Below are 13,276 nucleotides of genomic sequence, written 5' to 3' on the forward strand. Positions count from 1 at the left end.
TGGCGAGAATCACTTTACGAACAGCGCTCAGATGTCACCATGCGGACGCACCGCCGACGCCTCTTGGTCACTCATTGATCAAGAGGTCGTAGCCGATCGTGAACAGATGAGGCTTTGAGAGTGGCACTGCGGGCCCATCGAGGCTCTTCCATGGCTGCATGCCACTGAATCCGGCCATATATTGCGCTCAGATGAGCGATGGGTGTGGAGCGGCACGCGGTGCCTGTGAGGCGGCGCGCTCCCCAAGGGCCACGGGACGAAAGAGCCCGGGAGGCCCGAGGGGGCCCGGAGCGGCGCGAAAAGGGCCCCGAAGAGCCCGCACAGGCTCTTCGGGGCCCCGGAAGCACTCGGGGGCGGCCCTCTTTCTCAGCCGCCCGACGTGTCCAGCTCCGCGTCCGCGCTCACGCCCGCGCAGTCGTACGGGTCCTTCAGCCAGCCGTCCGGCAGGACCACCCGGTTGTTGCCCGAGGTGCGCCCGCGAGGCCCGTCCGCACCGTCCGGCCACGGCTGGTCCAGGTCCAGCTCCTGCAACTGCCCGCCCAGCTCCTCCAGCGACGAGGTGATCGCCAGCTTCTTGCGCATCTCCGAGCCGACCGAGAAGCCCTTGAGGTACCAGGCGACATGCTTGCGGAAGTCGATCACGCCCCGGGCCTCGTCACCGATCCACTCCCCCAGCAGCGTCGCGTGCCGGAGCATGACGCCGGCGACCTCGCGCAGTCCGGGCGCCGCCCCGGTACGAGGCCCGCCGGGTGCGGGGGCGGTGGCGGTGGCCGCGGGGAGGGCGTTTCCGCCGGAGCCGGAGTACGGAGCCGGAGCCGGCTCCGTACCCTCGAAGGCGCTCACCAGGTCACCGAAGAGCCAGGGGCGGCCCAGGCAGCCGCGCCCCACGACCACGCCGTCGCAGCCGGTCTCGCGCATCATCCGGAGGGCGTCGTCCGCGCACCAGATGTCACCGTTGCCGAGGACGGGGATCTCCGGGACGTGCTCCTTGAGGCGGGCGATGGCGTCCCAGTCGGCGGTGCCGCCGTAGTGCTGGGCGGCCGTCCTGCCGTGCAGGGCGACGGCCGTGACGCCCTCCTCCACCGCGATCCGGCCCGCGTCGAGATAGGTGATGTGGTCGTCGTCGATGCCCTTGCGCATCTTGATCGTGACCGGGAGGTCGCCCGCGTGGGAGACCGCCTGGTGGAGGATCGCGCGCAGCAGCGGCCGCTTGTAGGGGAGCGCCGAGCCGCCGCCCTTGCGGGTCACCTTGGGGACCGGGCAGCCGAAGTTCAGGTCGATGTGGTCGGCGAGGTTCTCGTCGACGATCATGCGGACGGCCTTGCCGACCGTGACCGGGTCCACTCCGTACAGCTGGATCGAGCGCGGGGTCTCGGTCGCGTCGAAGTGGATGAGCTGCATGGTCTTCTCGTTGCGCTCGACCAGCGCCCGGGTGGTGATCATCTCGCTGACGAACAGCCCCTTGCCGCCGGAGAACTCCCGGCACAGGGTGCGGAACGGAGCGTTGGTGATGCCGGCCATGGGGGCGAGCACCACGGGCGGCTGCACCGTGTGCGGGCCGATCCGGAGCTGCGGGAGCGAGGGGGCGAGCGTGGTCATTGCTCCATTGTCGCGTACCGCGCGGAGCGGCCCCGGTCGCACCGGGCGAGGACCGGACGGCAGCGAACTTCGTTAGTTAACCGTACTATCCAAGTATGCCCGAGCTGAGCCCCCGCCGACGTCAACTGGTGCTGGCGATCTGCTGCATGAGCCTGCTGATCGTCAGTCTCGACAACACCGTCCTCAACGTCGCCCTGCCCTCCATGCAGAAGGACCTGCACGCCACCGTGGCGGGCATGCAGTGGACGATCGACGCCTACACCCTCGTCCTGGCCTCGCTGCTGATGCTCGCGGGGTCCACCGCCGACCGGATCGGGCGCCGGAAGATCTTCAAGATCGGGCTCGTCCTCTTCACCCTCGGTTCGGTGCTCTGCTCCCTGGCGCCGAACCTGGAGTCGCTGGTGGCGTTCCGGATGGTGCAGGCGGTGGGCGGTTCGATGCTCAACCCCGTCGCGATGTCGATCATCACCAACACCTTCACCGACCCGCGCGAGCGGGCCCGCGCCATCGGGGTGTGGGGCGGTGTCGTCGGCATCTCCATGGCGGCGGGACCCGTGGTCGGCGGCCTTCTGGTGGACTCGGTGGGCTGGCGGTCGATCTTCTGGATCAACCTTCCGGTCGGTCTCCTCGCGCTGCTGCTCACCTGGCGGTACGTGCCCGAGTCCCGTGCGCCGAAGCCGCGCCGCCCCGACCCCGTGGGGCAGCTGCTGGTGATCGCGGTGCTCGGTTCACTGACGTACGCGATCATCGAGGCACCGTCGGCAGGCTGGACCTCGCCGCGCATCCTGACGTTCGCCGGGCTCGCCGCCTGCGCGGTCGTCGGGCTGCTGCTGTACGAGCCCAGGCGCGCCGAACCCCTCATCGACCTGCGGTTCTTCCGCAGCGCCCCGTTCAGCGGGGCCACCGCCATCGCGGTCTGCGCCTTCGCCGCACTGAGCGGATTCCTCTTCCTCAACACGCTGTATCTGCAGAACGTGCGCGGTCTGAGCGCGCTGCACGCCGGTCTGTACATGCTGCCGATGGCGGCCCTGACCTTCGTCTGCGCACCGTTGTCCGGGCGGCTGGTCGGCAGCCGGGGGCCCCGGCTGTCGCTGCTCGTGGCGGGCGTGGCCATGACGGCGTGCGGGCTGTTGTTCGCCGCGTTCGACGCGGAGACGGACAACGTCCTGCTGTTCACCGGCTATGTGCTGTTCGGCCTCGGCTTCGGCATGGTGAACGCGCCGATCACCAACACGGCCGTCTCCGGGATGCCGCGCTCGCAGGCCGGTGTGGCGGCGGCGGTCGCCTCGACCAGCCGGCAGGTCGGCGGGACGCTCGGGGTCGCCGTGATCGGTGCGGTGCTGGCGGCGGGCGTGGCCGGTACCGGATCCCCGCGGGGCGCCGGGTACGCGGAAGCGTTCGTGGACGCGAGCAAGCCCGCCTGGTGGATCATCGCCGGGTGCGGGCTGTGCGTCCTGCTGATGGGCGCGCTGACCAGCGGGCGCTGGGCGCGGGGGACGGCGCGCCGGACCGCGGAACGGCTGGAGACGGCGAAGGGCATGTGCGCGCAGGATCAGGCGTCGGCGGGCTCCAGGACCTGAAGACGTTGCAGCCGCTGTCCGGTCTCGTCCTCTTCCGCATCGTGCTCTCTGCTGAGACTGCGGCTGCCGCGCAGGGTGGCGTGAGCGCGGGGCGGCAAGGAGCGCGGACACGGGCGTGGGCCCGGATCACTCCAGGTGATCCGGGCCCACGGTCGTACGGGTGATGAGGAGGTGTCAGCTCTGCGCCGAACTGTCCTGCTCGGTCGCGCCCGGCTGCGCCGGGTCGTCCGAGGACGGCTCGTGCTGCGCGGCGGGCGGGGTCGCCTGCGCGGAGGCGGGTCCCGACTGCGCGCGCTCACGCATCTTGCGCAGCAGCTCCTGCTTCTGGTCGGCGGCCGCCTTGCGGTCGGCATCGCGCGCAGGGCCCGCGCCCTGCTGTTCGGCGCGGGACAGCTTCTTGCGCTGTCCGCCCACACCGAGGAGGTTGTTGCGGCTCTTGGCCACGGCGTTCTCCCATTCGTGGTGAGAAAAGAGGTCTGGAGTGACCTGGAATCGGTCCGGTGGGCGGCGGGTGGTCGAGCCCGCCGCACTCTCACTCGTAGATCTGGAAGAACGAAGACATGCCCGCACCGTACCCCGGCCGGAACGGTCCCAGCACCCGGTTTTCCGCCCGGCCGCGCGGTCCTGGCGGGCGGCCCCGGCGGGCGGCCCCGGCCGCGTGCGCGGCGCGACGTCCGCCGTGGCCGGCCCGGCGGCCGCCGCACAGGCGGTCCGTGACGCGCGGGCGCATGCGCCCGGGGTGCGGCGAAGCCCCCGGTTCCGTACGGGGTACGGGGAACCGGGGGCTTCGCCGGGAAACCGCGGTGCGTCAGCAGCCCAGCAGCCGGGCGCCGAGGTAGGCCTGGATCTGGTCCAGGGAGACGCGCTCCTGCTTCATGGTGTCGCGCTCGCGCACGGTCACCGCGTTGTCGTCCAGGGTGTCGAAGTCGACGGTGACGCAGAACGGCGTACCGATCTCGTCCTGGCGGCGGTAGCGGCGGCCGATGGCGCCCGCGTCGTCGAACTCGATGTTCCAGTTCTTCCGCAGGTCGGTGGCGAGGCCCTTGGCCTTCGGCGACAGCTGCGGGTTGCGGGACAGCGGCAGGACGGCGACCTTGACCGGCGCGAGGCGCGGGTCGAGGCGCATCACGGTGCGCTTCTCCATGACGCCCTTGGCATTGGGCGCCTCGTCCTCGATGTAGGCGTCGAGGAGGAAGGCGAGCATCGCGCGGCCGACACCGGCCGCCGGCTCGATGACGTAGGGGGTCCAGCGCTCGCCGGCCTCCTGGTCGAAGAAGGACAGGTCCGTGCCCGAGGCCTTGGAGTGCGCCTTGAGGTCGTAGTCCGTGCGGTTGGCGACACCCTCCAGCTCGCCCCACTCGCTGCCGCCGAAGCGGAAGCGGTACTCGATGTCGGCGGTGCGCTTGGAGTAGTGGGAGAGCTTCTCCTTCGGGTGCTCGAACCAGCGCATGTTCTCCTCACGCATGCCCAGGTCCGTGTACCAGTTCCAGCGCTGGTCCATCCAGTACTGCTGCCACTCCTCGTCCTCGCCCGGCTTGACGAAGAACTCCATCTCCATCTGCTCGAACTCACGGGTGCGGAAGATGAAGTTGCCCGGAGTGATCTCGTTCCGGAAGGACTTGCCCATCTGGGCGATGCCGAACGGCGGCTTCTTGCGCGAGGTCTGCTGCACCTGGCCGAAGTTGGTGAAGATGCCCTGCGCGGTCTCGGGGCGCAGATAGGCGACCGAGCCGGAGTCCTGGGTCGGGCCGAGGTGGGTGGAGAGCAGACCCGAGAACTGCTTGGGCTCGGTGAACGTGCCCTTGTTGCCGCAGTTCGGGCAGTTGAGCTCGGCCAGGCCGTTCACGGGCGCGTGGCCGTGCTTCTCCTCGTACGCCTCCTCCAGGTGGTCGGCGCGGAAGCGCTTGTGACAGGAGGTGCACTCGGTCAGCGGGTCGGTGAACGTGGCGACGTGGCCGGAGGCGGACCAGACCTCGGGGGCGAGGATGACCGACGAGTCGAGTCCGACCACGTCCTCGCGCGAGGTGACCATGTAGCGCCACCACTGGCGCTTGAGGTTCTCCTTCAGCTCCACGCCCAGCGGCCCGTAGTCCCAGGCGGCACGCTGACCACCGTAGATCTCACTGCAGGGATAGACGAAGCCACGGCGCTTGCTCAGGCTGACGATGGAGTCGATCTTGTCGGCGGCCACGGTGCTCTCTTCATTACGACGACGGAACTGGACAGGGGTGGCGCGAAGCGCCTCGTGGGGGGTAGTGGTCGGGAGACGGGCGGGCGAATGCCTCAGATTACCGGCGGGCACGCCCCTTCGATCAAATCGGTGTCGGCACGGACGGCCGCGCGGTCATCTCATCATCCTTGTTGACAATCGTTTCCAATTTTGTTGAAAATGACTGTCATGAACGTAAGTCGCCTCATACCCACCGCCGCCGTCGCCGGAGCAGCCGTCCTCGGCCTCACCGCCCTCACGGCCTGCTCCGCCTCGGGCGCCGCCGACCACAAGAACGGCGACAAGCTGAACGTGGTGGCCTCGTTCTATCCGATGCAGTTCCTGGCCGAGCAGATCGGCGGGAAGCACGTCTCCGTCACCACCCTGACCAAGCCGGGCGTCGAACCGCACGACCTGGAGCTCAGCCCGCGGCAGATCGGCGGACTCGCCGACGCCGACTGCATCCTCTACCTCAAGGGCATCCAGCCCGCCGTCGACGACGCCGTCAAGCAGTCCGGCTCGAAGAACGTCATCGACGCCTCGGCCCTCACCACGCTGGAGGACCACGGCACCGAGACCGGCGCCGACGAGCACGGTCATGAGCACCACGGTGACGAGGCCGGGGCCGACCCCCACATCTGGCTGGACCCGGTGAAGTACGCCGAGGTCGCCAAGGGCGTCGGGAAGTCCCTGGAGAAGACCGACCCCGGCCACGCCGCGGACTACCGCAAGAACACGGACGCGCTGGTCACCAGGCTCGACGGCCTGAACACGGCGTACGAGAACGGTCTGAAGTCCACCGCGACCAGGACCTTCATCACCACGCACTCCGCCTTCGGCTACCTCGCCGAGCGCTACGGCCTGACCCAGGAGGGCATCGCCGGCATCGACCCCGAGGCCGAGCCCAGCCCCGCCCGGATCAAGGAGATCCACACCATCGCGGAGAAGAACAAGGTCTCCACCGTATTCTTCGAGACGCTCGCCAGCGACAAGACCGCGAAGACCCTCGCCAAGGACACCGGCCTGAAGACCGACGTCCTGGACCCGCTGGAGGGAATCACGGGCAAGTCCAAGGGCGCTGACTACATCGAAGTCATGCAGTCCAACCTCGCGGCCCTGCAGAAGGCGCTCGGCGCGAAGTGACCCGCACACCACCCGCCACAGCAGCATCGGAGGCGCTCATGCCCGAGCCCGGGAGCACCACGACGGATCCCGTGATAGCCCTGCGCGGCGCCAGCGCCACGCTCGGCACGCGTCCGGTGCTGCGCGGCATCGACCTCACCGTCCACCGCGGCGAGGTCGTCGCCCTGCTCGGCGCCAACGGCTCGGGCAAGTCGACCGCCGTACGCTCCGTCATCGGTCAGGTCCCGCTCACCGGCGGCTCCATCGAGCTGTTCGGCACCCCGTTGCGCCGCTTCCGCTCCTGGGCGCGTGTCGGTTACGTACCCCAGCGCACCACCGCGGCCGGCGGGGTCCCCGCCACGATCCGTGAGGTCGTCTCCTCCGGACGCCTCTCCCGCACGAAGCTGGGCCTGCTCCGCAGGGCCGACCGGGCCGCGGTCGACCGGGCCATCGGCCTCGTGGGCCTCGCCGACCGGGCCGGGGATTCGGTGGACGCGCTCTCCGGCGGGCAGCACCAGCGCGTGCTGATCGCCCGTGCGCTGGCCGCCGAACCGGAGCTGCTGATCATGGACGAGCCGATGGCCGGCGTCGACCTGGCCAGCCAGGAGATCCTCGCCACGACGCTCCGCGAGCAGGTCGCGGCCGGCACCACGGTGCTGCTCGTGCTGCACGAGCTCGGCCCGCTGGAGCCGCTGATCGACCGCGCGATCGTGCTGCGCGACGGCTGTGTGATGCACGACGGGCCGCCCCCGAAGGCGCTGGGCCAGCACGCCCTGCCCGGCCACGACCACGTACACCCCCACGCGGCCTCCGAGCCCGTCCGGACCGGACTGCTGAGCTGATCATGGAATTCCTCGACCCCCCGTTCATGCAGCGGGCCCTGCTCGCCGCCGTACTGGTGGGCGTCATCGCCCCCGCCGTCGGCATCTACCTCGTCCAGCGCCGCCAGGCCCTGATGGGCGACGGCATCGGCCATATCGCGATGACCGGTGTCGGCCTCGGCTTCCTGCTCTCCACCAGCCCGGTGTGGATGGCCACGGCGGTCGCCGTCGTCGGCGCCGTCGCGATGGAGCTGATCCGCTGGTACGGACGCACCCGCGGCGACATCGCGCTGGCCATGCTGTTCTACGGCGGCATGGCGGGCGGCGTCCTGCTGATCAACCTCTCCGACACCGGCTCCAACGCCAACCTCACCTCGTACCTCTTCGGCTCCCTCTCCACGGTCTCCACCGAGGACATCACCGCGATCTGTCTGCTGGCCGCCTTCGTGCTGCTGGTGACGCTGGGGCTGCGGAGGCAGCTGTTCGCGGTCAGCCAGGACGAGGAGTTCGCCCGGGTCACCGGACTGCCGGTGCGCGCGCTGAATCTGCTGGTCGCCGTGACGGCGGCGGTGACCGTCACCGTGGCGATGCGGGTCGTCGGGCTGCTGCTGGTCAGCGCGCTGATGGTGGTGCCGGTCGCGGCCGCACAGCAGATCTCCAGGTCCTTCAAGGTGACGTTCGTGCTGTCGGTCGTCATCGGTACGGCGGTGACCCTGGCCGGCACCGTGACCTCGTACTACCAGGACATCCCGCCCGGCGCGACGATCGTGCTGCTGGCCATCGTGGTCTTCGTCGGCCTGACGCTGCTCGCGGCCCCGCTGGCCAGAAGGCGCGCCCGGCTCGGCGAAGCCGCGTCCGAGGAGTGCACTCTGGAGGTACCGGCCTCCCGTCCCGCCACGGACGACCTGCGGGTCTGACCGAGCTGCCGGGGCGGGCTGGCACAATGGCCCGACACAGGTACGGGCGACACGAGGAGGCTGCTGTGGCGACGGCGCCGATCAGTGGAACGAACGCGGCCCCGGTACGCGGCCGGTCGACCCGGCAACGGGCGGCGGTGGCGGCGGCGCTCGACGAGGTGGACGAGTTCCGCAGCGCCCAGGAGCTGCACGACGTGCTCAAGCACCGCGGTGACTCGGTCGGGCTGACCACCGTCTACCGCACCCTTCAGTCCCTCGCCGACGCCGGCGAGGTCGATGTGCTGCGCACCACGGACGGCGAGTCCGTGTACCGGCGCTGTTCGACCGGGGACCACCACCACCATCTGGTGTGCCGGATGTGCGGCAAGGCCGTGGAGGTCGAGGGGCCCGCGGTGGAACAGTGGGCGGAGACGATAGCCGCGCAGCACGGGTATGTGAACGTGGCCCACACGGTGGAGATCTTCGGAACGTGCGCGGAGTGCGCGAGCGCGAAGGAGTGACGACGACGGCCCGGGGGCGCTGTCCCCGGGCCGCGCCGCTCAGAACCCGACCGGCTCTCAGCCCGTCGGGTTCTGAGCCGCTTCCACCGCGCCGCCGAAGCGCCGGTCCCGCTGGGCGTACTCCAGGCAGGCCCGCCACAGGTCGCGGCGGTCGAAGTCCGGCCACAGCACGTCCTGGAAGACCATCTCGGCGTAGGCGCTCTGCCAGATCAGGTAGTTGGAGGTGCGCTGCTCGCCGCTGGGGCGGACGAAGAGGTCGACGTCCGGCATGTCCGGGTAGTAGATGTACTTCGCGAACGTCTTCTCGTTGACCTTGGACGGGTCCAGCTTCCCGGCCGCGACGTCCTGCGCGATGCGCTGCGCGGCGTCGGCGATCTCGGCCCGGCCGCCGTAGTTGACGCAGAAGTACAGCGTCATCCTGTCGTTGTCCTTGGTCTGCTCCTGGGCGACCTGGAGCTCCTGGACGACGGACTTCCACAGCTTGGGCATGCGGCCCACCCAGCGGATACGGATGCCCAGTTCGTCCATCTCGTCGCGGCGGCGGCGGATGACGTCCCGGTTGAAGTTCATCAGGAACTTCACTTCCTCCGGGGACCGCTTCCAGTTCTCGGTGGAGAACGCGTACAGCGAGAGGTTCTTGACGCCCATCTCGATGCAGCCCTTGAGGACGTCCATGACGACGCCCTCGCCGACCTTGTGGCCCTCGGTGCGCGGGAGGCCGCGTTCCTTGGCCCAGCGGCCGTTGCCGTCCATCACGACGGCGACGTGCTTGGGCACCAGCTCACCGGGGATCTGCGGGGGCGTGGCACCGGAAGGGTGCGGCTCCGGGGTCTTGTAGTCGTGCCGGTTACGGCCGCCGAACATCCCGCGTACTGCCATGAACTGTCTCGCTCCCTGTGCCTGATCTGCCCGTGTCACTTCTCTACGTACCGCAGTGAGCGCAGTCCGCGCTCCAGATGCCAGTGCAGATAAGCGGACACCAGTCCGCTCCCCTCCCTGGCATGACGCGCCTCGCACGCGTCCGCCGTCTCCCAGTCGCCGGTGAGCAGCGCGCTCAGCAGCGTGACGGCCTCAGCCGAGGGTACGACGCTGCCGGGTACCCGGCAGTCACCGCATATGACGCCGCCCGCCCCGACGGAGAAGAACCGGTTCGGTCCGGGCATTCCGCACTTCGCGCAGTCCTCGAAGCTGGGTGCGTAGCCGTTGACGGCGAGCGAACGCAGCAGGAACGCGTCGAGGATGAGATGCGGCTCGTGTTCACCGCGTGCGAGGGTGCGCAGACCTCCGACGAGCAGCAGGTACTGCTGGACCGCCGGCTCGCCCTCGTGGTCGGTGAACCGCTCGGCGGTCTCCAGCATCGCGGTGCCCGCGGTGTAGCGGGCGTAGTCGGTGACGATGCCGCCGCCGTACGGGGCGATCGTCTCGCTCTGGGTGCAGAGCGGCAGTCCCCGGCCGACCAGCTCGCTGCCCCGGGCGAAGAACTGCACGTCGACGTGGGAGAAAGGTTCCAGCCGTGCCCCGAACTTGGACTTCGTGCGCCGTACCCCGCGCGCGACGGCCCGCACCCGGCCGTGGCCGCGGGTCAGGATCGTGATGATCCGGTCGGCCTCGCCCAGCTTCTGCGTGCGCAGTACCACGCCGTCGTCCCGGAACAAGCTCATGCGTCCATTGTCCGGTACGGGGACGGCTCACCGCCCCCGCCCCCGCCCCCGGTCGGTCCCGGTGTCCGTCCGCCGCGTCGGCCGCCGGTACGACCGGTGGGCGCACGGGCCCGCTCACTCCCGTGGGAGTACGCGCCCGGTGCGGACGGGGCCGTTCAGGAGGGGGTGCGCGCCGCCGCGGCGAGCAGCCGGGCGGTGTCCTCGGCACGGAGCTGCAGCGCCCCGCCGACCGTGGCCAGCACCTCGCGCTCCGCCTGTCCGTACGGGCCGTCGGCGAGGGCGATCCTCGCGCCCTGCAGCAGGATCGATTCGCGTCCGGCGGGGGCCAGATGCGGGGAGAGGGGTTCCAGTGCCTCGTGCAGTTCGATGGCGAGGGCCGCACCGCAGGCCTCGGCCGTCGGGTCGAAGGCGGAGCCGTGGCCGATGTCGGCGGAGAGGACCTCGACGACGGTGCAGAGCTGTTCCTCCGTGCAGTCGTCGAATCCGGCGTCGTGCACGATGGCGGCCGCGACCTCCAGGACCGTACGGGAGGCGGTGCCGCCGGCCGCGAGGACACCGAGCGCGACCGTGTGGACGGCGTCCCGGAGCATCGCGGAGAACCGGGTGGTGGTGGGGTGGTCGAGCACCTCGGTGTCGAAGTGGGCCCGGCAGGCGGCGCATTCGACGACGGGGCCCACGGTGCCGCGTCGCAGCACCGGCACGCCGATCACCGCGAAACGACGACGGCCGGTGAGACGGCGGTAGTTGCGGTCGCCGCCGCAGCCGGGGCAGAAGAACTCGCCGTCGCCGACGGCGTCCCAGATGGTGCGGATGCCGCAGATACGCAGCTTCATGGCGCGTTGTCCCAGGGCCGACCGCACGTCGTACACCTCCGTAACTCCCCCGTGGCCCCAAGGCACGGGAGGTGCCGCCTCCGGCAACATTGCCGTGTGGACGTGATGTTAACCACAGCGGCGAGGCGGCGTCAGTACCTCGATCGTCACAACCCCGGAGATGGCCGAACCCCGCCCCCCGGATGCGGGTGGGCGGGGTTCTCGGCCTTGTGGCTCCAGGCCCTTTCGGGCGCCGGGTCAGCGGGCGGCGCGGTTGACGGCGGAGACGACCGCCTGCAGGGAGGCGCGCGTGGTGTTGGCGTCGATGCCGATGCCCCACAGAACCTTTCCGTCGATCGCGCACTCGATGTACGAGGCGGCCTGGGAGCTGGCGCCCTCGCTCATGGTGTGCTCGGTGTAGTCCAGCAGACGGGCGTCGATGCCGATGGCCTGCAGCGCTTCGAAGAACGCGGAGATCGGGCCGTTGCCGGTGCCGGTCAGCACGGTGTCCGTGCCGTCCACGGTCGCCTCGACGGTGATCGTGTCCCGGCCGTCGGAGCCGGTCGTGGTCTGGCCGGAGCGGATCTGCACGCGACCCCACTGGTTCGCAGCGTTGTCCTGGCTCGGCAGGTACTCGTCCTGGAACGTGGACCAGATCTGGGTCGGCGTGACCTCGCCGCCCTCGGCATCGGTCTTGGCCTGAATGATCCGGGAGAACTCGATCTGCATCCGGCGGGGCAGGTCCAGCTTGTGGTCGTTCTTCAGCACGTAGGCGATTCCGCCCTTGCCGGACTGCGAGTTGACCCGGATGACGGCCTCGTAGCTGCGGCCGACGTCCTTCGGGTCGATCGGCAGGTACGGCACGGCCCACTCGATGTCGTCGACCGTCCTGCCCCGGGCCGCCGCGTCGGCCTCCATGGCGTCGAAGCCCTTCTTGATGGCGTCCTGGTGGGAGCCGGAGAAGGCGGTGTAGACCAGGTCGCCCGCGTAGGGGTGGCGCGGGTGGACCTCCATCTGGTTGCAGTACTCGCTGGTCCGGCGGATCTCGTCGATCTGCGAGAAGTCGATCTGCGGGTCGACACCCTGCGAGAACAGGTTCATGCCCAGGGTGACCAGGTCGACGTTGCCGGTGCGCTCGCCCTGGCCGAACAGGCAGCCCTCGATCCGGTCCGCACCGGCCATGATGGCCAGTTCGGCGGCGGCGACGGCGGTGCCGCGGTCGTTGTGCGGGTGGACCGACAGGCAGACGAACTCGCGGCGGGTCAGGTTCCGCGACATCCACTCGAACCGGTCCGCGTGCGTGGACGGCGTCGAACGCTCCACGGTGGCGGGCAGGTTGAGGATGATCTCGCGGCCCTCCTCCGGCTGCCAGACGTCACAGACCGCCTCGCAGACCTCCAGGGCGAAGTCCAGCTCGGTGTCGGTGAAGATCTCGGGGCTGTACTGGTAGCCGAAGACCGTCTCCGGGCCCAGCAGTTTCTCGGCGTACTCCATGACCAGCCGGGTGCCGTCCACGGCGATCTGCTTGATGTCGTCCTTCGAACCGCGGAAGACGACCCGGCGGAAGGTGGGCGCCGTCGCGTTGTACAGGTGGACGGTCGCCCGGCGGGCGCCGACGAGGGACTCCACGGTCCGCTCGATCAGATCCTCGCGGGCCTGTGTCAGGACGGAGATCGTCACGTCCTCGGGGATCGCGCCCTCTTCGATGATGGAGCGGACGAACGCGAAATCGGTCTCGCCCGAGGACGGGAAGCCGACCTCGATCTCCTTGTAGCCCATGCGTACGAGCAGATCGAACATCTCACGCTTGCGGGCCGGCGACATCGGGTCGATCAGAGCCTGGTTGCCGTCGCGCAGATCGGTGGAGAGCCAGCGGGGCGCGACGGTGATCCGGTTGTCCGGCCAGGTGCGGTCGGGGATCTCGACGGCCTCGTACCGGCCGTACTTGTGGATCGGCATCCCGGACGGCTTCTGCAGGCACGTGGCGTTGGTGATCGGCGTCGGCCGGCCGACAGCGTTCTCAGCGGGGGTCCGAGCGGGATTTACGGCGGTCAT

At 69.9% G+C, this 13,276-nt stretch carries 12 protein-coding genes; 5 read left to right on the top strand and 7 right to left on the bottom strand.

Features of this window, described 5'->3' with window-relative positions; translation table 11 throughout:
• Window positions 1-366: 366 nt before the first annotated feature.
• Window positions 367-1,599, bottom strand: a complete 1,233-nt coding sequence (gene dusB / locus ACF08M_RS00155) for a tRNA dihydrouridine synthase DusB (protein ID WP_392182972.1) — start codon at window positions 1,597-1,599, stop codon at window positions 367-369.
• A gap of 95 nt (window positions 1,600-1,694) precedes the next feature.
• On the opposite strand from dusB, the gene ACF08M_RS00160 reads away from it, so the two are divergent.
• Complete coding sequence (locus ACF08M_RS00160) at window positions 1,695-3,179, top strand: MFS transporter (protein ID WP_392182973.1); 1,485 nt, start codon at window positions 1,695-1,697, stop codon at window positions 3,177-3,179.
• Between the two features lie 174 nt (window positions 3,180-3,353).
• Here the strand turns inward: ACF08M_RS00160 and ACF08M_RS00165 are convergent, their stop codons facing one another.
• Window positions 3,354-3,623, bottom strand: a complete 270-nt coding sequence (locus ACF08M_RS00165; RefSeq protein WP_392182974.1) for a DUF6243 family protein — start codon at window positions 3,621-3,623, stop codon at window positions 3,354-3,356.
• Between the two features lie 364 nt (window positions 3,624-3,987).
• Window positions 3,988-5,370 (bottom strand): glycine--tRNA ligase, encoded by a 1,383-nt coding sequence (locus ACF08M_RS00170; RefSeq protein WP_392182975.1) that lies wholly within the window; start codon window positions 5,368-5,370, stop codon window positions 3,988-3,990.
• Between the two features lie 207 nt (window positions 5,371-5,577).
• Here ACF08M_RS00170 and ACF08M_RS00175 point away from each other — a divergent pair, with 207 nt between their 5' ends.
• From ACF08M_RS00175 to ACF08M_RS00190, 4 genes are all read left to right on the top strand, one after another.
• The gene (locus ACF08M_RS00175; protein ID WP_392182976.1) at window positions 5,578-6,531 is read left to right on the top strand and encodes a metal ABC transporter substrate-binding protein; all 954 of its coding nucleotides are present in this window, start codon (window positions 5,578-5,580) and stop codon (window positions 6,529-6,531) included.
• 38 nt (window positions 6,532-6,569) lie between these two features.
• On the top strand, window positions 6,570-7,352 hold the full coding sequence (locus tag ACF08M_RS00180; protein WP_392182977.1) for a metal ABC transporter ATP-binding protein: 783 nt from the start codon (window positions 6,570-6,572) through the stop codon (window positions 7,350-7,352).
• Between the two features lie 2 nt (window positions 7,353-7,354).
• Complete coding sequence (locus tag ACF08M_RS00185) at window positions 7,355-8,248, top strand: metal ABC transporter permease (protein WP_392182978.1); 894 nt, start codon at window positions 7,355-7,357, stop codon at window positions 8,246-8,248.
• 65 nt (window positions 8,249-8,313) lie between these two features.
• Entirely contained in the window at window positions 8,314-8,748 is a 435-nt protein-coding gene (locus ACF08M_RS00190) for a Fur family transcriptional regulator (RefSeq protein WP_392182979.1), read from the top strand.
• Window positions 8,749-8,805: 57 nt separating this feature from the next.
• On the opposite strand, the gene ACF08M_RS00195 is transcribed toward ACF08M_RS00190, so the two are convergent.
• The 4 genes from ACF08M_RS00195 to leuA form a co-directional block, all read right to left on the bottom strand.
• Complete coding sequence (locus tag ACF08M_RS00195) at window positions 8,806-9,627, bottom strand: isoprenyl transferase (protein WP_392182980.1); 822 nt, start codon at window positions 9,625-9,627, stop codon at window positions 8,806-8,808.
• Between the two features lie 35 nt (window positions 9,628-9,662).
• Window positions 9,663-10,409 carry a DNA repair protein RecO gene (recO, locus tag ACF08M_RS00200; protein WP_392182981.1) on the bottom strand — a complete coding sequence of 249 codons (747 nt, stop codon included), beginning with the start codon at window positions 10,407-10,409 and terminating at the stop codon, window positions 9,663-9,665.
• A 155-nt stretch (window positions 10,410-10,564) separates the two neighbouring features.
• Window positions 10,565-11,242: a TerB family tellurite resistance protein gene (locus ACF08M_RS00205; RefSeq protein WP_392183429.1), complete on the bottom strand. Its 678-nt coding sequence runs from the start codon at window positions 11,240-11,242 to the stop codon at window positions 10,565-10,567.
• A 237-nt stretch (window positions 11,243-11,479) separates the two neighbouring features.
• On the bottom strand, window positions 11,480-13,276 hold the full coding sequence (gene leuA / locus ACF08M_RS00210; RefSeq protein ID WP_392182982.1) for a 2-isopropylmalate synthase: 1,797 nt from the start codon (window positions 13,274-13,276) through the stop codon (window positions 11,480-11,482).

The organism is Streptomyces sp. NPDC015032 (assembly GCF_043080425.1).
Lineage (GTDB): Bacteria > Actinomycetota > Actinomycetes > Streptomycetales > Streptomycetaceae > Streptomyces.